General features: G+C 59.6%; 21 protein-coding genes. 17 read left to right on the top strand and 4 right to left on the bottom strand.

Features of this window, described 5'->3' with window-relative positions:
• The first annotated feature begins 22 nt into the window (after positions 1-22).
• The 5 genes from phoR to proY all read left to right on the top strand — a co-directional run bounded on the left by phoR (position 23) and on the right by proY (position 6,851).
• Entirely contained in the window at positions 23-1,360 is a 1,338-nt protein-coding gene (gene phoR / locus ABUK12_RS10580) for a phosphate regulon sensor histidine kinase PhoR (protein WP_410016222.1), read from the top strand.
• The gene (locus tag ABUK12_RS10575) at positions 1,357-2,295 is read left to right on the top strand and encodes a PstS family phosphate ABC transporter substrate-binding protein (RefSeq protein WP_410016221.1); all 939 of its coding nucleotides are present in this window, start codon (positions 1,357-1,359) and stop codon (positions 2,293-2,295) included. Before phoR ends, ABUK12_RS10575 begins: the two co-directional genes overlap by 4 nt.
• A gap of 250 nt (positions 2,296-2,545) precedes the next feature.
• Complete coding sequence (locus ABUK12_RS10570; RefSeq protein WP_410016220.1) at positions 2,546-3,649, top strand: cobalamin-independent methionine synthase II family protein; 1,104 nt, start codon at positions 2,546-2,548, stop codon at positions 3,647-3,649.
• A 431-nt stretch (positions 3,650-4,080) separates the two neighbouring features.
• Positions 4,081-5,400 (top strand): branched-chain amino acid transport system II carrier protein, encoded by a 1,320-nt coding sequence (gene brnQ, locus ABUK12_RS10565; RefSeq protein WP_410016219.1) that lies wholly within the window; start codon positions 4,081-4,083, stop codon positions 5,398-5,400.
• Positions 5,401-5,471: 71 nt separating this feature from the next.
• A complete protein-coding gene (gene proY / locus ABUK12_RS10560; protein WP_410016218.1) occupies positions 5,472-6,851 on the top strand; it encodes a proline-specific permease ProY in 1,380 nt (459 codons plus the stop codon).
• Between the two features lie 661 nt (positions 6,852-7,512).
• On the opposite strand, the gene ABUK12_RS10555 is transcribed toward proY, so the two are convergent.
• Positions 7,513-8,115, bottom strand: a complete 603-nt coding sequence (locus ABUK12_RS10555) for a peroxiredoxin C (RefSeq protein WP_331122721.1) — start codon at positions 8,113-8,115, stop codon at positions 7,513-7,515.
• A 213-nt stretch (positions 8,116-8,328) separates the two neighbouring features.
• A complete protein-coding gene (locus ABUK12_RS10550) occupies positions 8,329-8,916 on the bottom strand; it encodes an ACP phosphodiesterase (RefSeq protein ID WP_410016217.1) in 588 nt (195 codons plus the stop codon).
• Between the two features lie 104 nt (positions 8,917-9,020).
• Between ABUK12_RS10550 and queA the strand changes: the two genes are divergently transcribed.
• From queA to secF, 5 genes are all read left to right on the top strand, one after another.
• On the top strand, positions 9,021-10,094 hold the full coding sequence (gene queA / locus ABUK12_RS10545; protein ID WP_410016216.1) for a tRNA preQ1(34) S-adenosylmethionine ribosyltransferase-isomerase QueA: 1,074 nt from the start codon (positions 9,021-9,023) through the stop codon (positions 10,092-10,094).
• Positions 10,095-10,191: 97 nt separating this feature from the next.
• A complete protein-coding gene (gene tgt / locus ABUK12_RS10540; RefSeq protein ID WP_410016215.1) occupies positions 10,192-11,340 on the top strand; it encodes a tRNA guanosine(34) transglycosylase Tgt in 1,149 nt (382 codons plus the stop codon).
• Entirely contained in the window at positions 11,341-11,673 is a 333-nt protein-coding gene (gene yajC, locus ABUK12_RS10535) for a preprotein translocase subunit YajC (protein ID WP_162367683.1), read from the top strand. It abuts the gene before it with no gap.
• 27 nt (positions 11,674-11,700) lie between these two features.
• Positions 11,701-13,548: a protein translocase subunit SecD gene (gene secD, locus ABUK12_RS10530; RefSeq protein WP_410016214.1), complete on the top strand. Its 1,848-nt coding sequence runs from the start codon at positions 11,701-11,703 to the stop codon at positions 13,546-13,548.
• Positions 13,549-13,557: 9 nt separating this feature from the next.
• On the top strand, positions 13,558-14,526 hold the full coding sequence (gene secF / locus ABUK12_RS10525) for a protein translocase subunit SecF (RefSeq protein WP_410016213.1): 969 nt from the start codon (positions 13,558-13,560) through the stop codon (positions 14,524-14,526).
• A gap of 79 nt (positions 14,527-14,605) precedes the next feature.
• Here the strand turns inward: secF and ABUK12_RS10520 are convergent, their stop codons facing one another.
• A complete protein-coding gene (locus tag ABUK12_RS10520; protein WP_410016212.1) occupies positions 14,606-15,196 on the bottom strand; it encodes a DUF3251 domain-containing protein in 591 nt (196 codons plus the stop codon).
• 176 nt (positions 15,197-15,372) lie between these two features.
• On the opposite strand from ABUK12_RS10520, the gene nrdR reads away from it, so the two are divergent.
• The 6 genes from nrdR (at position 15,373) to pgpA (ending at position 19,515) form a co-directional block, all read left to right on the top strand.
• Complete coding sequence (nrdR, locus tag ABUK12_RS10515; RefSeq protein WP_410016211.1) at positions 15,373-15,822, top strand: transcriptional regulator NrdR; 450 nt, start codon at positions 15,373-15,375, stop codon at positions 15,820-15,822.
• A 10-nt stretch (positions 15,823-15,832) separates the two neighbouring features.
• On the top strand, positions 15,833-16,966 hold the full coding sequence (gene ribD / locus ABUK12_RS10510; RefSeq protein ID WP_410016210.1) for a bifunctional diaminohydroxyphosphoribosylaminopyrimidine deaminase/5-amino-6-(5-phosphoribosylamino)uracil reductase RibD: 1,134 nt from the start codon (positions 15,833-15,835) through the stop codon (positions 16,964-16,966).
• 84 nt (positions 16,967-17,050) lie between these two features.
• On the top strand, positions 17,051-17,521 hold the full coding sequence (gene ribE, locus ABUK12_RS10505; protein ID WP_410016209.1) for a 6,7-dimethyl-8-ribityllumazine synthase: 471 nt from the start codon (positions 17,051-17,053) through the stop codon (positions 17,519-17,521).
• A 15-nt stretch (positions 17,522-17,536) separates the two neighbouring features.
• Positions 17,537-17,956, top strand: a complete 420-nt coding sequence (gene nusB, locus ABUK12_RS10500; protein WP_162367690.1) for a transcription antitermination factor NusB — start codon at positions 17,537-17,539, stop codon at positions 17,954-17,956.
• Positions 17,957-18,027: 71 nt separating this feature from the next.
• Entirely contained in the window at positions 18,028-19,005 is a 978-nt protein-coding gene (thiL, locus tag ABUK12_RS10495; protein WP_410016208.1) for a thiamine-phosphate kinase, read from the top strand.
• A 15-nt stretch (positions 19,006-19,020) separates the two neighbouring features.
• Entirely contained in the window at positions 19,021-19,515 is a 495-nt protein-coding gene (gene pgpA, locus ABUK12_RS10490; RefSeq protein WP_410016608.1) for a phosphatidylglycerophosphatase A, read from the top strand.
• A 145-nt stretch (positions 19,516-19,660) separates the two neighbouring features.
• Here the strand turns inward: pgpA and ABUK12_RS10485 are convergent, their stop codons facing one another.
• Positions 19,661-20,635: an aldo/keto reductase gene (locus ABUK12_RS10485; RefSeq protein ID WP_410016207.1), complete on the bottom strand. Its 975-nt coding sequence runs from the start codon at positions 20,633-20,635 to the stop codon at positions 19,661-19,663.
• A 216-nt stretch (positions 20,636-20,851) separates the two neighbouring features.
• On the opposite strand from ABUK12_RS10485, the gene ABUK12_RS10480 reads away from it, so the two are divergent.
• The gene (locus tag ABUK12_RS10480) at positions 20,852-22,108 is read left to right on the top strand and encodes a dicarboxylate/amino acid:cation symporter (protein ID WP_410016206.1); all 1,257 of its coding nucleotides are present in this window, start codon (positions 20,852-20,854) and stop codon (positions 22,106-22,108) included.
• Positions 22,109-22,174: the final 66 nt, after the last annotated feature.

The raw sequence follows: 22,174 nt of genomic DNA, 5'->3' as shown, positions 1-22,174 counted from the left end.
CGGTATAAGGGGAGCTCTGCCGGTGCTGGAACGTTTATCCTGGCGTAAGATTTTGCTGGAACTGGGGCTGTTTTGCCTGCCGGCCCTGCTGTTGTCGCTTTTTGTCGGCCACCTGGCCTGGCTGTTGGTGGCGGCGCTGCTGGCCGCGCTGGTGCGCAACTATTATTACCAATTGCGGCTGTCCCGCTGGTTATGGGTCGATCTCCGGCATACGCCGCCGGAAGGGCGGGGAAGCTGGGAACCGCTGTTCTATGGCCTGCATCAGATGCAGTTGCGCCACCGGCGGCGGCGGCGTGAACTGGCGACATTGTTCAAACGCTTTCGCAGCGGCGCGGAAACCTTGCCTGATGCGCTGGTGATGTTGACCGACGACGGCCATATTTTCTGGTGCAACGGCCTGGCGCAGCAGCTGCTCGGGTTTCGCTGGCCGGAAGACAACGGCCAGCATATCCTTAACCTGCTGCGCTATCCTGAATTCAACAGCTATATCCAGGGCCAGTCGTTCGAGCGCCCCTTGACCCTGCTGCTCAATAAGCAACGTTACGTTGAATTCCGCGTGATGCCCTATACCGACGACCAGCTGTTAATGGTGGCCCGCGACGTGACCCAGATGCGCCAGCTGGAAGGCGCCAGGCGCAACTTTTTCGCCAATGCCAGCCATGAACTGCGTACGCCGCTGACGGTGTTGCAGGGATATCTGGAAATGATGAACGACCAGGATATGGATGAAGCCATGCGCGCCAAGGCCATCCACACCATGCAGGATCAGACGCAGCGCATGGAGCGTCTGGTCAAGCAGTTGCTGGTGTTATCCCGTATCGAGGCCGCGCCGCAGGGCGAGGTCAATGAACGCGTCGATATTCCGGCCATTCTCAAGCGCCTGCAGCAAAGCGCCGGGGCGCTCAGCCAGGAACGGCATGAGATCGTGTTCCGGGTTAATGAACAGTTGCTGGTGCGCGGCAATGAGGATCAGCTGCGCAGCGCGATGTCGAACCTGATATACAATGCGGTCATCCATACGCCGCCGGGCACCCGCATCGAGGTGTGCTGGCAGCGTACCGCTGAGGGCGCGCAGTTTCAGGTCAGCGATAACGGGCCGGGCATCGCCCCGGAGCATTTACCGCGCCTGACCGAGCGTTTTTACCGGGTTGACAAAGCCCGTTCGCGCCAGACCGGCGGCAGCGGCCTTGGGCTTGCCATCGTTAAGCACGCGCTCGGCAATCATGACGCCCATCTTGATGTTATCAGCGAGCCGGGCGCGGGTACCCGCTTCTTTTTTACCTTGCCCAACCGGTTGATTGTCCTCCCCGTCCTGGCCGAAAATAACCCCACTTCTCCTTCACGTGTCAAATCCCGATGATAAAAGCTGTAAAAACCCTGGGCTGGCTGCTCTGCCTGCTGTTGACCCTGCCGGCGGCGGCGCGGCCGCTGTCGGTGCTGTCGGGTAGCCTCACCAGCAGCGGTTCCGATACGCTGGCGAATATGATGGCCCTGTGGGCGGCGGATTTCAGACATGACTATCCGGATGTCGGCGTGCAGATCCAGGCGGGCGGATCGGCGACGGCGGCGACGGCGCTGGCCGCGGGCACGGCGCAAATCGGGCCGATGAGCCGCATGATGAACGCGACTGAAATCGCCGCGTTCCAGCGCCATTACGGCTACCCGCCCCTGGCGGTGCCGGTGGCCTTGGATGCGCTGGTGATTATAGTCAACCAGGATAACCCCCTGCCCAGGTTGCGCCTGCGCCAGTTGGACGCCATTTTTTCCATCACCCGCAGCTGCGGCGACGCCCCTGCCGTCACCCGCTGGGGGGAACTCGGCCTAACCGGGCGGTGGGCCGATATGGCCCTGCTGCGCTATGGCCGCAATTCCGCCTCCGGTACCTATGGTTTTTTCCGCCAGCGCGTGCTGTGCGGCGGTGACCTGCTGGCATCAGTCAATGAACTGCCCGGGTCGGCTTCGGTGGCGCAGGCGGTAAGCGCGTCGCGCAACGCCATTGGTTACGCCGGCATGGGGTTTCATACCGCCGGCGCGCGGATCCTGCCGTTAACCGACGAGGCCGGCCGCCAGGTGACGCCGGACGAGTCGGCCTTGCTTAACGGCGACTATCCGCTGGTGCGCTATCTCTATATTTATCTGAATAAGCCCCCTGATACCCCATTGGCGCCGGTCACCGCCGCCTTTATGGACCGTATTTTGTCGCCCCAGGGCCAAAACCTCGCCCGCCAGGGCGGCTACCAGCCCTTGCCTGAACCCATAAGGCTACAGGCGCGCCGGGATATCGGGCTGCAATGAGGTGTGTCGGCAGGGTGGGCCGTCGCCCGCGGGTGATCATGAATAATGTTCAACACGGGTGAATTTTCTTCGCCATGGCGATGCGCCGCCGCGTGCTAGTATGGATGCGGGCATTATAGACGTCCGGATGTCTATATGTCACCGACGGAAACTATTGCCCACCGGGAAAGTTTACATCCTGAACTATTCATTAAATCTTATTATCTTGCGGGCCTTGTCCAGGCCGGCAAAATAACGCCGGAGCTCAAACATGCAAAGAAATACGCCTCCCTTTCGCGCTGATGTGGTGGGCAGTTTATTACGCCCCGAGGCGATTAAACAGGCCCGCAGGCAGTTGCAGCAAGGGGCCATTACTCCCGCGCAGCTGCGTGCCGTCGAGGATACCGAGATCCGCCGGGTGGTGGAACTGCAGCGCGGTCTGGGGCTGCAGGTGGTCACCGACGGCGAGTTTCGCCGCGCCTGGTGGCATTTCGATTTTTTTGAGGGGCTGGACGGGGTGGAAGGCTACGATGTCGACCAGGGTATCCAGTTTTCCGGGGTGCAGACCAAGGCGCGCAGCATTAAGGTCACCGGCAAGGTGGCGTTCCGCCAGCATCCGATGCTGGCGGATTTCCGCTATCTGCGCAGCGTGGCCGGAGACGCGGTGGCTAAAATGACCATACCCAGCCCGAGCGTGATGCATTTTCGCGGCGGGCGCGGCGCCATCGACGCCGGCGTCTATCCTGATCTGGCGGCGTATTTCGCCGATCTGGCCCAGGCCTGGCATGACGCTATCCGCGCCTTTTACGATGCCGGCTGCCGTTACCTGCAGCTTGACGATACCGTGTGGGCTTATCTGTGTTCGACGGACCAGCAGCGCCAGATCCGCGAGCGCGGCGAGGATCCGCGGCAATTGGCGCGCATCTATGCGGATGTGCTCAATCAAGCGCTGGCGGGCAAACCGGACGATCTGGTGGTTAGCCTGCATGTTTGCCGCGGCAATTTCCGCTCCACCTGGATTTCCGAGGGCGGTTATGAGCCGGTGGCGCCTATCCTGTTCGGCGAGGTCAAGGTCGACGCCTTTTTCCTGGAATATGACACCGAGCGCGCCGGCGGTTTTGAACCGCTGCGGTTTATCAAGCCCGGCCGCCAGCAGGCGGTGCTGGGCCTTATCACCTCCAAAACCGGTGAATTGGAAGATCCTGAGGCGGTGCTGGCGCGCTTGCGCGAGGCCACCCGTTATATCAGCCTGGACCAGCTGTGCCTGAGCCCGCAGTGCGGCTTCGCCTCGACGGAAGAAGGCAATAGCCTGACCGAAGCCCAGCAATGGGACAAACTGCGGCTAGTGCTGGATGTTGCGGGCCGCGCCTGGTAACGCCAGCGCCCGGCTATCCCGCCCGCGGCAAAATACCGCGGGCGGGCATGGTCGCCGCGGGTTAAGGGGCGGCCCGGGGGTGCCACCGGTATCCATGCCGTTCTGTTATAGTTAAAAGCGCGTCCCTTCAACTATCTTGTAGCAGAAATTACCCAGGCTATGAAAGTATTCACTGCTTTTAGGGTATTTTTTTGGCTTATCATTCTGCTTTTATCTTCAACTATTGCCTTACCGCGCTTTAAACGTTTAAATTGCGCCGGTTATTGCATGTTTCACGCCGTTTTGCACCCTTTTAGCGCTCCGGTCCCGGCAAACAGGCCATTACGCCATGGCCCGCGAGATATCCCGTTGCTGTTGGTGATGTCATAACCGGCATGAGTCGTCATAGGTTTTACTTATTTTTCGCATCCAGACAGGCATTACATTATTCCATGAGCCAGCGTTTAAGCATCAGAGATATCCTCGCCCTGGGTTTTATGACCTTCGCCTTGTTTGTCGGCGCGGGCAATATCATTTTTCCGCCGATGGTGGGATTGCAGTCAGGCCCTTATGTCTGGTGGGCGGCGGCGGGGTTTCTGATTAGCGCGGTTGGGCTGCCGGTACTGACGGTGATTGCCCTGGCCCGGGTGGGGGGCGGCATTGACGCCCTCAGTTCCCCCATCGGCAGAAAAGCGGGACTGCTGCTGGCCGTGGTATGTTATCTGGCGGTGGGGCCGCTGTTCGCCACGCCGCGCACCGCGACGGTATCCTTCGCCGTGGGGCTGGCGCCGTTTACCGGCCAGGGGGATCTGCCGCTGTTTCTTTACAGCCTGGTCTATTTTGCGCTGGTCATCGCCATCTCGCTCTATCCCGGCCGCTTATTGGATACGGTCGGGCACATCCTGGCGCCGCTGAAAATGATTGCCCTGGCGGTCCTGGGCATCGCCGCGCTGCTGTGGCCGGCGGGCAATCCCATCCCGGCGACCGACGCTTATGCCCATATGCCGTTCTCCAACGGTTTTGTCAACGGCTACCTGACCATGGATACCCTGGGCGCCATGGTATTCGGCATCGTGATTGTCAATGCGGCCCGCTCGCGCGGCGTGAACGACGCCGCGCTGCTGACCCGCTACACCATACTGGCCGGGCTGATAGCCGGCGTCGGGCTGACGGCGGTCTATATCACGCTGTTTAAACTGGGTTCGGGCAGCAGCGTGCTGCTGCCGTCGGCGCAAAACGGCGCCGAAATCCTGCACGCCTACGTCCAGTATACCTTTGGCAATGCGGGCAGCGGCTTTCTCGCCATCCTGATTTTCGTCGCCTGCATGGTGACGGCGGTGGGGCTGACCTGCGCCTGCGCCGAGTTTTTCAGCGAACATCTGCCGCTCTCCTACCGCACGCTGGTGTTTATACTCGGTCTGTTTTCCATGCTGGTGTCCAACCTCGGGCTGAGCCATCTGATCCAATTCTCCATTCCGGTGCTGACCGCGATTTATCCGCCGTGCATCGTGCTTATCCTGCTCAGCTTCACGCTGCGCTGGTGGCGCAGCAGCACCCGGATTATCGCGCCGGCGATGCTGATAAGCCTGGTCTTCGGCTGCGTCGATGCCGTCAAGCTCTCGTCATTCCAGGTCTGGCTGCCCGCGTGGATACAGCACCTGCCGCTGTCGGCCCAAGGCCTGGCCTGGCTGCCGCCCACGCTTACCATCGGTATCCTGGTCGCGTTCTATGATAAATACGCCGCGCATCATAAGGCCACCATCCGGTTATAACCTTTGCGCGCATTATTCACCGCGGGTCGTCCCGCGGCTATTTTTGACTGAAAAAACAGGGTAAATGGGTCATGCAACAACAACCCTCCGCATTAAAACGGGGTCTTACCACCCGCCATATCCGATTTATGGCCTTAGGTTCCGCCATCGGCACCGGGCTGTTTTACGGCTCCGCCGACGCCATTAAAATGGCCGGCCCCAGCGTGCTGCTGGCGTATATGATTGGCGGCGTGGTGGCGTATATCATCATGCGCGCACTTGGCGAAATGTCGGTACACAGTCCCCATGCCGGGTCCTTCTCCCGTTACGCCCAGGATAACCTTGGCGGGCTTGCCGGCTATATTACCGGCTGGACCTACTGCTTTGAAATCCTCATCGTCGCCATCGCCGACGTCACCGCCTTCGGCATCTATATGGGCGTCTGGTTTCCGTCGGTGCCGCACTGGGTCTGGGTGCTGAGCGTGGTACTGATAATCGGCGCCATCAACCTGCTCAATGTCAAGGCCTTCGGCGAAATGGAATTCTGGTTCTCGTTCTTCAAGGTGGCCACCATCATCCTGATGATCGTGGCCGGGTTCGCCATCATTATCTGGGGGCTGGGCAACGGCGGACAGCCCACCGGTATCCACAATCTCTGGTCCAACGGCGGTTTTTTCAGCCATGGGATAATGGGCATGATCCTGTCGCTGCAAATGGTGATGTTCGCTTATGGCGGCATTGAAATTATCGGCATCACGGCGGGCGAAGCCAATGAACCGGAAAAATCGATCCCTAAGGCAATCAACTCCGTGCCCTGGCGCATCCTGGTCTTTTATGTCGGCACGCTGTTCGTCATCATGTCCATCTATCCCTGGGATCAGGTGGGCACCGAAGGCAGCCCCTTTGTGCTCACTTTCCAGAAGCTGGGGATCCATACCGCCGCCGGCATTCTGAATTTTGTGGTGCTGACCGCCTCGCTGTCGGCCATTAACAGCGACGTATTCGGCGTCGGGCGCATGCTGCACGGCATGGCCGGCCAGGGACACGCGCCCAAGATGTTCGCCCGCGTATCGCGTAACGGCATCCCCTGGGTCACGGTGCTGGTGATGATGTTCGCGCTGCTGCTGGCGGTTTACCTGAATTACATCATGCCGGAAAATATTTTCCTGGTGATCGCGTCGCTGGCCACCTTTGCCACCGTCTGGGTGTGGATCATGATCCTGTGCTCGCAAATCGGCTTTCGGCGCAGACTCGGCGCACAGCAGGCCAAGGCGCTGGCATTCCCCCTGCCGGGCGGCGCGCTGACCTCGGCGGCGGGTGTATTGTTCCTGCTGTTTATCATCGGCTTGATCGGCTATTTCCCGGTGACGCGTATTTCGTTATATGTCGGCGGGATTTGGATTGTGCTGCTTCTTGCCAGCTACGCCCTGATGCAACGCCATAAAAACCGCCGCCTGGCAACCGCCCGCTAGGCCCGCCCACACCGATCTCAACGCAGACGTGTTCAAGGGAGACCGTGCCAATGGGGTCGAATCGGGCGTGGTGTTCCCGCCCGACCGAGCGCCCCATGGCACGGTATGCCCGCCAACACCGCGCTCAAAGCAGACGTGTTAAGGGAGACCGTGCCAATGGGGTCGAATCGGGCGTGGTATTCCCGCCCGACCGAGCGCCCCATGGCACGGTATGCCCGCCAACACTTATCTCAAAGCAGTCGTGTTCAAGGGAGAGCGTGCCAATGGGGTCGAATCGGGCGTGGTGTTCCCGCCCGACCGAGCGCCCCATGGCACGGTATGCCCGCCAACACCGAGCTTAAAGCAGGCGTGTTCAAGGGAGACCGTGCCAATGGGGTCGAATCGGGCGTGGTGTTCCCGCCCGACCGAGCGCCCCATGGCACGGTATGCCCGCCAACACCGAGCTTAAAGCAGTCGTGTTCAAGGGAGAGCGTGCCAATGGGGTCGAATCGGGCGTGGTGTTCCCGCCCGACCGAGCGCCCCATGGCGCGGTATGCCCGCCAACACCGAACCCAAAGCAGAGCGTGCCGATACATCAATTGTATTCAGGCATAAAAAAACCGCCGGTTATCCGACGGTATTTATCGCTCGCGCGCTTTAAGCGCGCAAAATCAACAGACTATTACAAACGGCTGGCGTTTTCCGACAGATACTTCGCCACGCCTTCCGGTGACGCGCCCATCCCTTCCTGGCCTTTTTCCCATTGGGCCGGGCACACTTCACCATGTTCCTCATGGAACTGCAACGCGTCAACCATACGCATCATTTCATCAATGTTACGGCCAAGCGGCAAATCGTTGACCACCTGATGACGCACCACGCCCTCTTTATCGATCAGGAACGAACCGCGCAACGCAACGCCGGCTTCCGGATGTTCGATACCATAGGCCCGGATGATTTCATGCTTAACGTCGGCCACCATCGGATACTGCACTTCGCCGATGCCGCCTTCGTTCACCGGGGTTTTACGCCAGGCGTTATGAACGAACTCGGAGTCAAAGGACACGCCGATGATTTCCACGCCGCGTTTCTGGAATTCAGCATAACGCTTGTCAAAAGCGATCAGCTCGGACGGACACACGAACGTAAAATCCATCGGCCAAAAGAAGATAACGGCGGGTTTGCCTTTGATATGGCTTTTCAGATTGAAATTTTCAACGATTTCACCGCTGCCCAATACAGCTGCGGCGGTAAAGTCTGGGGCTTGACGGGTTACCAGTACCATGAGTACTCCTGTAAAAAGCGGTTAAGTGAGTTGCTAACAAAAGAAACAAAACGAGGGCCAGTATAAGGTCTCGCGCCCGGGTGTAAAAGGCCATGGCGCCAATCGGTGAGATAGCTTTGACCAATTGAAGCGCTTATAATTCAACATTTATAATACAAAATAACCCCTTCCGGTGAAAGGGCAAAATCGCTAACGATGAAGCGCAAACGAAACTTACAAACTCCCGGCTCCCCGGCCCGCCATTTGCATTAAATCCGGATATAAACGCCAGAAGCAGGCTTCCAGCGCCGTGTAATGCAGTTCGATTTCCGGAAAAATGCCGCTTAGCGCCACAAGCCTGGGGCGGCGGCTGGCCATACCGTTAAAGACCGGCGCCAGAAAACCCAGCTCGGCATAACGCTCCAGCCAGCGCTCGCGCCACAAATAGTCATTCAGCGCTTGAAAGGACTCCGGCGTCCCCGGCAGGGCGGGCTTTATTTCGCCTTCAACCCGCTGCACGAAACGCCGCAGCGACACTTCAGGCTCGACCCGCCGCCAATGACGCGCCAGGAAATGATCCCACACCACATCCAGCGCAATCGGCGCCACCCGCCGGTAATCGGGGCTGAACAACGCCTTGGCGGCCTTCACTTCGGGATGGCTATCGGTAATGACATCAATCCTGCGATGCATACGAATGCCAGCCGCCACAGGCTCCGGAAACTGGCCGTCGGGATTGCCGCGGACAAAGTCCGCCATCAGGTTGCCCAGTAATGAGCTTTGCGCCAGGGAGGCGAGATGAAGATGGGCAAGAAAATTCATGCCATGAGTATAGGTTAAAAAAGGTTGGCATCCGCTTATTTCTTGCAGGCGCCGCCGCATAGCCCTAGACTAAGCCGCCTGTTTTTTGCGTAAAGTGAACCGAAATGCGAGTGGCCGATTTCTCATTTGATCTTCCTGAAAACCTGATTGCCCATTATCCCCAGCCGGAGCGCAGCGCCTGCCGCCTGCTCTCCCTCGACGGACCGACGGGCGGGATAAGCCATGGCGTATTTACCGATCTGCTGGATAAGTTGCGCCCCGGCGATTTGCTGGTATTCAACAATACGCGGGTGATTCCGGCGCGGCTGTTCGGCCGCAAGGCCAGCGGCGGCAAGATCGAAGTGCTGGTGGAACGGGTGCTGGACGAACACCGCGTACTGGCCCATGTGCGCGCCTCCAAGGCGCCCAAGCCCGGAAGCGCGCTGCTGCTGGGCGACGATGAGAGCATCAGCGCCACCATGGTGGCCCGCCACGATACCCTGTTCGAGCTGCGTTTCAACGAAGAACGGGACGTCTTGACGCTGTTGAACGATGCCGGGCATATCCCCCTGCCGCCCTACATCGACCGCCCGGACGAAGCCGCCGATCGCGAGCTGTACCAGACGGTCTACAGCGCACGTCCCGGCGCGGTGGCGGCGCCCACCGCCGGCCTGCATTTCGATGCGCCCCTGCTGGACGCGCTGCGCGGCAAAGGCGTCGAAATGGCATTTGTCACGCTCCATATCGGTGCCGGCACCTTCCAGCCGGTGCGCGTCGCCCAGCTTGAAGAACACGTCATGCACACTGAATACGCCGAAGTGCCGCAGCAGGTGGTAGACGCGGTACTGGCCTGCAAGGCGCGCGGCAACCGGGTGGTGGCGGTGGGCACCACCTCGGTGCGATCGCTGGAAAGCGCCGCCAGGGCCGCCGGCGATGGACCCCTGGCGCCATTTTTCGGCGACACCGATATCTTTATTTACCCCGGTTACCGCTTTCGCGTTATCGACGTGCTGGTAACCAATTTTCATTTACCTGAGTCAACCCTGATTATGTTGGTATCCGCTTTCGCCGGTTACCGGCATACTATGGCGGCTTACCAGGCGGCGGTTAACGAACGCTACCGTTTCTTCAGCTATGGCGACGCCATGTTCATCACCGCCAATCCCCGGGCGGCGCAGGAAAGCATCGGGGAAGCATAACCGGCCGGGCGGGGCTATCCGCCGGGCTTTTTTTTGTCGGGACAATAGGGTGCCGGCAATGACCGCATCGGACTGTTTATCCGGTGCCGGAGGACGAGTGAAGTATCAATTAATCAACACTGACGGCCTGGCGCGCCGCGGGCGCCTGACATTCGAGCGCGGCACGGTGGAAACCCCGGCGTTCATGCCCGTGGGCACCTACGGCACGGTAAAAGGCATGACGCCTGAGGAAGTGGCCGAAACCGGCGCGCAGATCCTGCTGGGCAATACCTTTCATCTCTGGCTGCGGCCGGGGCAGGAAATTATGAAACTGCACGGCGACCTGCATGATTTTATGCAGTGGCACGGCCCGATCCTAACCGATTCCGGCGGCTTCCAGGTCTTCAGCCTGGGGGATATCCGCAAGATCACCGAAGAGGGCGTGCATTTTCGCAATCCGATTAACGGCGACGCGATTTTCCTGAGTCCGGAAAAATCGATGGAGATCCAATACGATCTCGGCTCCGATATCGTCATGATCTTCGATGAATGCACGCCTTTCCCGGCCGAGCACGACTACGCGAAAAAATCGATGGAAATGTCGCTGCGCTGGGCGGCCCGCTCGCGCGAGCGTTTTGATCAACTGCAAAACAAAAATGCGCTGTTCGGCATAATCCAGGGCGGTATTTACGAAGATTTACGAGATGTATCGGTAAAAAGACTGGTAGAGATAGGCTTTGATGGTTACGCTGTGGGCGGCCTGGCTGTGGGCGAGCCGAAAGCGGACATGCATCGCATCCTGGAGCACGTCTGCCCGCAGCTCCCGGCGGATAAACCGCGTTACCTGATGGGCGTGGGCAAACCGGAGGATCTGGTGGAAGGGGTGCGGCGCGGTATCGACATGTTCGATTGCGTCATGCCTACCCGCAACGCGCGCAACGGCCACTTATTCGTCACCGGCGGCGTGGTGAAGATCCGCAACGCCAGCCATAAAAGCGATACATCGGTCCTGGATGAGCATTGTGATTGCTACACCTGTCGCAATTATAGCCGCGCGTACTTGCATCATCTCGACCGTTGCAACGAAATACTGGGTGCCCGTCTGAACACCATCCACAACCTGCGGTATTATCAGCGTCTGATGGCAGGTTTACGCCAGGCCATCGATGAGAGTAAATTAGGGCGTTTCGTGGAAGAATTTTATGGTCGGAGGGGGTTACCCGTTCCGCCGTTAGCCGTTGAGTTATATAACAATGAGGGAATTTAAATGAGCTTTTTCAGTTCTGACGCCGCCGGCGCAGCCACCGGCCCGTCCCAGGGAAGTCCTTACTCTCTGGTGATCATGCTGGTGGTGTTTGGTTTGATTTTCTATTTTATGATCCTGCGTCCGCAGCAAAAACGCGCCAAAGATCATAAAAAGCTGATGGATTCCATCGGCAAGGGTGATGAAGTGCTGACCACCGGCGGCCTGGTCGGACGCGTGACCAAAGTCGCGGATACGGGCTATATCGCCATCGCGCTCAACGATACCAACGAAGTGGTCATCAAACGTGATTTCGTGGCCGCCGTTCTGCCGAAAGGTACGATGAAAGCGCTGTAATTAACGATTTTCCCGAAGGGAACTGCCGTGTTAAACCGTTATCCTTTATGGAAGTACATCATGCTGATCCTGGCGCTGGTCGTCGGGCTGCTGTATGCGCTTCCAAACCTATATGGTGAGGATCCGGCCGTACAAATCACTGGCGCGCGCGGTGCCGCCGCCAGTGAGACGACGCTGGTCCAGATCCAGAATGTGTTAAAAGAACAAAATATCACCAGCAAGTCTATTGCGTTGGAAAATGGCGCCATCCTGGCGCGCTTCAGCAATCCGGACGTGCAGTTGCGCGCCCGCGAGGCGTTGTTAAACGCGCTTGGCGAAAATTATATCGTTGCGCTTAACCTGGCCCCGGCCACCCCGCCGTGGTTATCGGTGCTGGGCGCCGAACCGATGAAACTGGGCCTGGATCTGCGTGGCGGCGTCCATTTCCTGATGGAAGTGGATATGGATACTGCCCTGGGCAAACTCCAGGAGCAGACCATGGATACCCTGCGCACCGATTTGCGTGAAAAAGGGATCCCCTACGCCACCGTGCGTAAAACCGACAACAATGGCACCGAAGTGGGCTTTCGCGACGCAGCGGCCCGCGACCAGGCGGTTTCCTACCTGACCCCGCGCCATCGCGATCTGGTGTTCAGCAGCGTCGGCGACACCGGCCTGCGCGCCGTCATGGCGGATACCCGCCTGCGCGAGGCGCGGGAATACGCGGTACAGCAGAACATCACCATCCTGCGTAACCGCGTCAACCAGCTCGGCGTGGCCGAACCGCTGGTGCAGCGCCAGGGCGCCGACCGTATCGTGGTTGAACTGCCGGGCATCCAGGACACCGCGCGCGCCAAGGAAATCCTCGGCGCCACCGCCACCCTGGAGTTCCGCCTGGTCAATAGCACGGTAGACCGCACCGCGGCCGCCAGCGGCCGGGTACCGGGGGATTCCGAAGTGAAATCCACCCGTGACGGCCAGCCGGTAGTCCTCTACAAACGCGTTATCCTCACCGGCGATCATATTACCGACTCCACCTCCAGCGCCGATGAATATAACCGCCCGCAGGTCAATATCTCGCTGGACAGCACCGGCGGCACCAATATGTCCAACTTCACCAAGGACAATATCGGCAAGCCGATGGCGACGCTGTTCGTGGAATATAAGGACAGTGGTAAAAAAGACGCCAACGGCCGCTCGATCCTGGTGAAACAGGAAGAGGTTATCAACGTCGCGACCATCCAGTCGCGCCTGGGCAACAGCTTCCGCATTACCGGCATCGACAATCCGAATGAAGCACGCCAGCTGTCGCTGCTGCTGCGCGCCGGGGCTTTGATTGCGCCGATCCAGATTGTCGAGGAGCGTACCATCGGTCCGACCCTCGGCATGCAGAATATTACCCAGGGGCTGCAAGCCTGCCTGTGGGGACTGGTGGCGTCCATTGTCTTTATGGTGGTGTGGTATCGTAAATTCGGCTTGATTGCCACCACCGCGCTGGTTGCCAACCTGGTGATGATCGTGGGCATTATGTCCCTGCTGCCGGGGGCGACGCTGACCATGCCGGGTATCGCCGGGATCGTGCTGACGCTTGCGGTGGCGGTGGATGCCAACGTGCTGATCAACGAGCGCATCAAGGAAGAGCTGAAAAACGGACGATCGGTCCAGCAGGCAATCCATGAAGGCTATCGCGGCGCATTCTCCAGCATCGTTGACGCCAACGTCACCACGCTGATTACCGCCATTATCCTGTATGCGGTCGGCACCGGCTCTATCAAGGGCTTTGCCATTACCACAGCGATTGGGGTTGCCACCTCGATGTTTACGGCGATTGTCGGCACGCGTGCCATCGTTAACCTGCTTTACGGCGGTAAACGCATCAACAAGCTGTCAATTTAGGAGTGGGCTGTGGCTCAGCAACATAGTGTTGAAGATTTGAATTACGGCCGTAGAGTCTATGACTTTATGCGCTGGGATTATGTGGCGTTCAGTATCTCGATTACGCTGCTGGTCATCTCGATCGCCATCATGTCGGTCAGGGGGTTTAACTGGGGCCTGGATTTCACCGGCGGTACGGTGATTGAACTGAACCTGGAGAAAACCGTCGATCTGGACGCCATGCGCGACGCGCTGGAGAAAGCCGGTTTCAAGGAGCCGCTGATCCAAAACTTCGGCAGCAGCCGCGATGTGATGGTGCGCATGCCGCCGGTGCAGGATGGCGCGGGTCAGGAACTGGGCAATAAAGTGCTCGGCGTGATCAACCAGACCTTCGAGCAGAACGCCGTGGTCAAACGCATCGAATTCGTCGGGCCGAGCGTGGGCAACGATCTGGCGCAGGCCGGCGGCATGGCGCTGCTGGTGGCGCTGATCTCCATCCTGATTTACGTCGGCATCCGCTTCGAATGGCGCCTGGCGCTGGGGGCGGTGCTGGCGCTGGCCCATGACGTGGTGATCACCATGGGGGTGCTGTCGCTGTTCCACGTGGAAATCGACCTGACCATTATCGCCTCGCTGATGTCGGTCATCGGTTATTCGCTTAACGACAGCATCGTGGTCTCGGATCGTATTCGTGAAAACTTCCGCAAGATCCGCCGCGGCAGTTCTTATGAAATCATCAACGTGTCCCTGACCCAGACCTTAAGCCGGACCATCATGACGTCGGCCACCACGCTGATGGTGGTGCTGATGCTGTTTATCTTTGGCGGTCCGATATTGGAAGGCTTCTCGCTGACCATGCTTATCGGCGTTTCCATCGGTACGGTTTCCTCCATCTATGTGGCTTCCGCCCTGGCGCTGAAGCTGGGAATGAAGCGCGAACACATGATGCAGCAGAAAGTCGAGAAAGAGGGCGCCGATCAGCCTTCGCTGCTGCCATAAAAGGCGCTGCCGGCATGACATTCAGGAACCCCGCAGCAGCGGGGTTTTTTTATGGCCGTTTACCGGCGGGCGGGCGCGGCTACTGCCGCGACAGTGGTTTTACCGCATCGGGGGCGGGCGGTGTCTCGGGGGCGTTGCGGATGATATCGCGCAGGCGGACAAAGCCCACCTGTTCCGGCGTCAGGCCGCTGAGCCGCAGCTCAAGCGTGGCTTCCGGTTTCGGCAGCAGGGAAGCCGGCACCACGATCGGCTGGCTAAGCGTATCGGCGGTCAGCGGCTTGCCGGAGGCGGGATCCACCTGGCCCCAATCGACCACCGCATGGAACGGGGGCAGCGCCGAGCCGTCCGCGGTGCGGATGCTCAGCAGCGCCCGCGACCCGTTGGCCTCGGTTTCCACCGCGCCCAGGCTGACCTGCAGCCTGCCGATAGCGCTGTCCACCTGCGCCGCGGCCTGCGCCGCCGGATAGAGATAAACGCCGCTGGTGGACTGCTCATTGAGCGCGTTTTGCTGCATCAGCGCCGAGGCCTGATCGTTGAGGTATTGCAGGCGCTGGTTAAGCTGGCCGATTTCCTTTTTCAATTCGGGGATTTTAGGGTTCGGTTGTTGCGCGCAACCCGCAAGGGACAGCAGGGCGAGGGTGGCGTAAAGCGAACGATAACTGATTGTCATAGCAACAGTTTCCTTTTTCTGTCAGTTAAATACAGCTTAGCCCGGAACACGCGGAAAGTCATGAAATGTTAGCGGGCGGGGATACCGAATCCCGCGGTTACCGGCGGCGGCCCTCTTTGTTGTCGGCGCGGTTCGCGCTAAACTACCTTATCCGTTTCAGCCGCGCAGGACGCCTTATGCATTGTCCCTTTTGTTCCGCAGTCGATACCAAGGTCATTGATTCCCGCCTGGTGGGTGAAGGCTCCCAGGTCCGGCGCCGGCGCCAGTGCCTGGTCTGCAATGAGCGCTTTACCACCTTTGAGGTGGCGGAGCTGGTCCTGCCCCGGGTTATCAAGAGTAATGAGATCCGCGAGCCCTTTAATGAAGACAAGCTGCGCGGCGGATTCCTGAAAGCGTTGGAAAAGAGGCCGGTAAATTCCGACGACGTCGAAATGGCCATCAACCATATCAAATCCCAGCTGCGCGCGACCGGGGAACGGGAAGTCCCGAGTAAAATGGTCGGCAACCTGGTGATGGACGCCCTGAAAAAACTCGACAAAGTGGCGTATATCCGTTTTGCCTCGGTATACCGCAGTTTTGAGGATGTACGCGAATTTGGCGAAGAAATCGCCCGCCTCCAGGATTAAGGACCACGCTATGCCGCTTGATGAACTCTACATGGCGCGCGCGCTGGAGCTGGCGCGGCGCGGCCGCTTTACCACCGCGCCCAATCCCAACGTCGGCTGCGTCATTGCGCGCGACGGCCATATTGTCGGCGAGGGCTACCATCTGCGCGCCGGCGAGCCCCATGCCGAAGTCCATGCCCTGCGCATGGCGGGCGGCGCGGCGCGCGGCGCCACCGCCTACGTTACCCTTGAGCCCTGCAGCCACCACGGCCGCACTCCGCCTTGCGCCGACGCGCTGGTGGCGGCCGGGGTGGCGCGGGTGGTGGTGGCGATGCAGGATCCCAATCCCCAGGTTGCCGGGCGCGGCATGTATCTCCTGCGCCAGGCCGGCGTATCGGTTGAGCACGGTCTGATGATGAATGATGCCGAGGCGCTGAATCCGGGGTTTCTCAAACGCATGCGCACCGGTTTTCCCTATGTGCAGCTCAAGCTTGCCGCCTCCCTTGACGGCCGTACCGCCATGGCCTCGGGTGAAAGCCAGTGGATAACCTCGCCCCAGGCCCGCCGGGATGTGCAGGTTTTCCGCGCCCAGGCCGGCGCCATTTTATCCAGCGCCGCCACGGTATTGGCCGACGATCCCGCCCTCACGGTGCGTTGGGACTCACTGCCGCCGAGCATTCGCGAGATGTATCCCCAGGCATCGCTGCGCCAGCCGTTACGGGTGGTTATCGATAGCCGGAATCGGGTTACGCCCCGGCATCGTCTGGTGGCCCAGGCCGGACAGACCGTGCTCGCCCGTCTGCGGCCCGATTCGCAGCCATGGCCACAGGACGTCGAACAGCTGACGGTGCCCGCCGCCGCAGGCGCGCCGGGCGGAACGGCGCATATCGATATCGTGGCGCTGCTGATGTTGCTGGCCCGGCGCCAGGTAAACAGCCTGTGGGTCGAGGCCGGCGCTTCGCTTGCCGGCGCCTTGCTTGACGCCGGGGTGGTGGATGAACTGATCGTCTACCTGGCGCCCAGGCTGCTCGGCGCCGGCGCGCGCGGGTTATGCGACCTGCCGGGACTGGAGACATTGGCGCAGGCGCCGGCGTTTGACTTTACCGACCTGTGCCAGGTCGGGCCGGATATCCGCCTGCGGCTTAAACCGCGCCACGAGCAGTAATTGGCCCGAGCAGCGGGCAAAAGAATATGTTAGAATCCGCCCCCTTGTGGGCAATTACCGCCATTTGTCAATTGAAGGAAAGCCATGAACGTTATTGAAGGTGTTGTCGCCACTCCGGATGCCCGCATAGCGATTGCGATTGCGCGCTTTAACCACTTCATCAATGACAGCCTGCTGGAAGGCGCTATTGATGCCCTCAAGCGTATCGGCCAGGTGAAAGACGACAATATCACCGTAGTCTGGGTACCGGGCGCCTACGAGCTGCCGCTGGCAACCCGCGCATTGGCCAATAGTAAAAAATTTGACGCCGTGGTGGCGCTTGGCACGGTAATTCGTGGCGGCACCGCGCATTTTGAATATGTCGCGGGCGAATGCAGCTCCGGTTTATCGGACGTCGCCATCAGCAGTGGGCTGCCCGTGGCCTTCGGCGTGCTGACGACGGAAAGCATTGAACAGGCAATAGAACGGGCCGGCACCAAAGCCGGCAACAAAGGTGCGGAAGCAGCGTTGACCGCACTGGAAATGATTAACGTACTGAAAGCTATCAAAGCGTAAGTAAAGGGGAAATTCGTGAAACCTGCTGCTCGTCGCCGTGCCCGTGAATGTGTCGTTCAGGCGCTTTACTCATGGCAGTTATCTCATAACGATATCGCGGATATTGAAGTCCAGTTCCTCGCGGAGCAGGATGTCAAGGATGTGGATATCGCTTATTTTCGCGAGCTGTATACCGGTACGGCGACGCATGCAGCGGAGCTGGATCAGCTTATGGCACCCTACCTTTCACGTCAGCTTGACGAGTTGGGCCATGTGGAGCGCGCCATTTTGCGCCTGGCGCTGTATGAATTAAGCAAGCGCCTGGACGTGCCGTATAAAGTGGCCATCAATGAGGCGATTGAGCTGGCCAAGACCTTCGGCGCGGAAGAAAGCCATAAGTTTGTCAACGGCGTGCTGGACAAAGCGGCCCCGCATATCCGTCCCAACAGGAAGTAACGTTTTTCCGGCCGGTTCTCCGGCCGCGGCCCTTTTCCGCAATAACATAGACAACACTATTTGGATAGGTTATGGCCTGTGGCGAATTTGACCTTATTGCCCGCTATTTCAATCGCGTAAGAAGCGTTCGGCGCGATGTGGTACTGGGCATCGGCGATGATTGTGCACTGCTGTCGGTTGATGAAAAACGACTGATTGCGGTCAGCACCGATACCCTGGTGGCGGGTATTCACTTTTTGCCGGATATCTCTCCCGCCGACCTAGGTTATAAATCCCTGGCGGTAAATCTCAGCGACCTGGCCGCCATGGGCGCCGATCCCGCCTGGCTGTCGCTCGCCCTCACCTTGCCCGACGTTGATGAATCCTGGCTGGCCGCCTATAGCGACAGCCTGTATGAACAGCTGGATTATTACGGCATGCAGCTGATCGGCGGCGATACCACGCGCGGTCCGCTCAGCCTGACGCTGACCATCCATGGGCTGATCCCCGCGGGGCGCGCCATCACCCGTTCGGGTGCGCGCATCGGCGATTGGATCTACGTCACCGGCACCCTGGGCGACAGCGCCGCCGGCCTGGCTATCCTGCAAAACCGGCTTGATGTCGATTCGCCGCGGGACCGTCAATACCTGCTGGGGCGCCACCTGCGTCCCCAGCCGCGCATCCTGCAAGGGCAGGCGCTGCGCGATCTGGCCAGTTCGGCGATCGATATCTCCGACGGCGTCGTCTCCGACCTGCGGCATATCCTCGACAGGAGCGAATGCGGCGCGCGCATCCATTTGGACGATCTGCCTTATTCCACCGCCCTGCGACGCCACGCCACGCCGGAGCAGGCGTTGCGCTGGGCCCTGGGCGGCGGCGAAGATTACGAACTCTGCTTTACCGTGCCCGAAATAAACCGCGGCGCGCTCGATGTCGCCTTAGGCCATACCGGCGCCGATTTTACCTGCATCGGCCAGATTGGGCCGCGTAGCGAAGGCCTGCAATTATTGCGCGATAATCAGCCGGTCACTTTCGATTGGCAAGGTTTTGACCATTTTAATCAGGAGTAAGCCATGACCATGGAAATGGCCCTTGCCAAAGGGCGGGTAAGGCTGCGCAATCCCTGGCACCTGCTGGCCACCGGATTCGGCAGCGGATTGTTTCCCTGGATGCCCGGCACCGCCGGCTCCCTGGCGGCAATCCCCTTATGGTGCCTGATAATCCAGCTTCCCTGGCAGCTCTACTCCCTGGTGGTCATGTTAAGCATCTGCCTGGGCGTTTATGCCTGTCACCAGACCGCCAGGGATATGCGCGTGCACGATCACGGCTGCCTGGTCTGGGATGAATTCGTCGGCATGTGGATTACGCTGATGGCCTTGCCGGTCAACGACTGGCGTTGGGTAGCGGCGGCCTTTGTGCTGTTTCGCGTGCTGGACATCTGGAAACCCTGGCCGATCCGCTGGTTCGATCGGGAGGTGCATGGCGGCATGGGGATCATGATTGATGACATCGTGGCCGGTATTATCGGCGCCGGCATAATTTTCGCCGTGGGCCATTACTGGCCGCTGTTCCTGACCTGATGTATCGGTACGCCTGGCGCCGGCCTGAACCCGATACGCCGGTGGAGGCTACCGGCATGGGGCGGCGAATCCGCCGGGCGGCATCAGGGCGGTACCCCGCCCATGGCGGGCGGGGTTGGCCGCCGGTTTGCCCACCGGCGGCGGATCATTGAAAACCGACCGGATAATGCGGGGCGTAGGCGGTTTCCAGCTCGGCAATGTCCTGCTCATCCAGGATAACGTCCAGGGCGCCGACCAGGTCGTCAAGCTGTTCGGCGCGTGACGCGCCGACGATCGGCGCGGTAACCGCCGGTTTGCTCAGCACCCACGCCAGCGCCACCTGCGCCCGCGACACGCCCTTGCTGTCGGCGATGGCCGCCACGCGTTCGGCTATGCGGGCGTCGGCGTCGGCGCTGTTATCATAGAGCGCCTTGCTGACCAGGTCCGACGCTTCCCGCGCGGTGGTTTCGCCCCAGGGGCGGGTCAGCCTGCCGCGCGCCAGGGGGCTCCAGGGCAGCACGGCGATCCCCTCGGCCTGGCACAGGGGGTGCATTTCACGCTCCTCCTCGCGCTGGATCAGGTTGTATTGATCCTGCATGCTGACAAAACGGGTCCAGCCATGCAAATCGGCGGTATACAAGGCGCGGGCAAACTGCCAGGCGTACATCGACGACGCGCCGATAAACCGCGCCTTGCCGGATTGCACCACGTCGTGCAGCGCCTCCAGCGTCTCCTCCAGCGGCGTGTCGTAGTCCCAACGGTGGATCTGCAGCAGATCGACATAGTCGGTGCCGAGGCGGGAGAGACTGTCGTCGATGGATTGCAGGATATTGGCGCGCGACAGGCCGCCCGACAGATTGCTCATGGGGAAAAAGACCTTGGTGGCGAGAACGATGTCCTCGCGCCGCGCGAAATCGTTTAACGCCCGCCCGACGATTTCCTCGCTGCTGCCGTCCGAATAGCTGTTGGCGGTATCGAAGAAATTAATACCCAGCTCCAGCGCCTGCTTTATCAACAGCCGTGAGCTTTCCTCGGGCAGGGTCCAGGCATGCTTGCCCCTTGTGGGTTCGCCAAAGGTCATACAACCCAGGCACAGGCGGGATACGCGAAGATCGGTCTTGCCAAGCGTGGTAAACTGCATGTTTTTCTCCTGAGGGTGATGTTAATCATTACATTATAGTCAGATTGTTATGGGCGGCGGGGTGATTGCCATCCAGCCCCCGGGCCGGCAAACCCATTAATGCGGTTTTCCTTGACCCATTGCATGGAATCTTACCTCTTCATTAAGGATGATTGTGCGACTTACTCTCAACCCCTCGTCACTATAAACGCGTAGTACATTGAACACCGGGAAATTATGTCTAAATCTAATAAGTTAACCACCTTTATCCTGGCCTTTATGCTGCTGGGCATCGTCATGGGCGCCCTGGTGCACCAGTTTGCCAGCGCGGAGAATGCGCACGCCTATGCGGACAATATTGCATTATTAACCGACATCTTTCTGCGCCTGATTAAGATGGTCATTGCGCCGCTGGTATTTACCACGCTGACGGTAGGCATCATGAATATGGGCGATACCTCGGCCATCGGCGCCCTGGGCGGCAAAGCCTTTCTCTGGTTTATCTCGTCCTCCGTGGTGTCCATTTTGCTCGGGCTGACGGTGGTCACCCTCATGCAGCCCGGCGCCGGCCTTAACCTGCAAATCCCCGCCCAGGCGGTGGATACCGGCCTTGCCGCCAGCGGCATGTCGTTCAAGACCTTTATTGCCCATACCTTCCCCACCAGCATCGTTGACGCCATGGGGCATAACGAAATCCTGCAAATCGTGGTGTTTTCGTTATTCTTCGGCATCGCCGGGGCGTCGCTGGGGGAGAAATTCAATAAACCGCTGGCGGACGGACTGAACGTGGTCTCCCATATCATGCTGAAGGTGACGGGCTATGTGATGTATATGGCGCCGCTCGCCATCTTTGCCGCCGTGTCGTCGGTTATCGCCAACGAAGGGTTGGGCATCCTGAAAAGCTACGCGTCGTTTATCGGCGGCTATTACCTGGCCATCGCGCTGTGCTGCGTGCTGATGATAGGGTTCTGTTACCTGGTGTTGAAATCCGCCACGTTTCGCCTGCTGAGCATGCTGAAAGAGCCGGTGATCCTGGCGTTCACCACCAGCAGCTCCGAGGCCGCCTATCCCAAGACCCTCGAGCAGCTGCGGCGTTTCGGCTGCCCGAACAATATCGCCTCGTTTGTGCTGCCGCTGGGGTATTCGTTTAATCTGGTGGGGTCGATGATCTACTGCTCGTTTGCCGCCATGTTTATCGCCCAGGCCTATAACATCCGGCTCACCGCCGCGGAAATCACCATGCTGATGCTGACCCTGATGCTGGCGTCCAAAGGCATTGCCGGCGTGCCGCGCTCGGCGCTGGTGGTGCTGGCGGCCACCATTCCAAGTTTTAATATCCCGGTGGCGGGTATCCTGCTGTTGATGGGTATCGACCATGTGCTGGATATGGGGCGGTCAGGTATTAACGTACTGGGCAACGGTATCGCCACCGCCATGCTGTCGCGTCCGGAAACGGAGCCTGAAGCATCGGGCGAATGGCAGGAAAATCACTGAAAAAATAGCCCGCCAGCACCGAATTTAAAGCAGACGTGTTCAAGGGAGAGCGTGCCGATGGGGTTG

Source organism: Sodalis sp. C49, from assembly GCF_046352915.1.
Lineage (GTDB): Bacteria > Pseudomonadota > Gammaproteobacteria > Enterobacterales > Enterobacteriaceae > Acerihabitans.
Note: the sequence above shows the minus strand (reverse complement) of the source record. Positions and strands in the feature narration are given on the sequence as shown.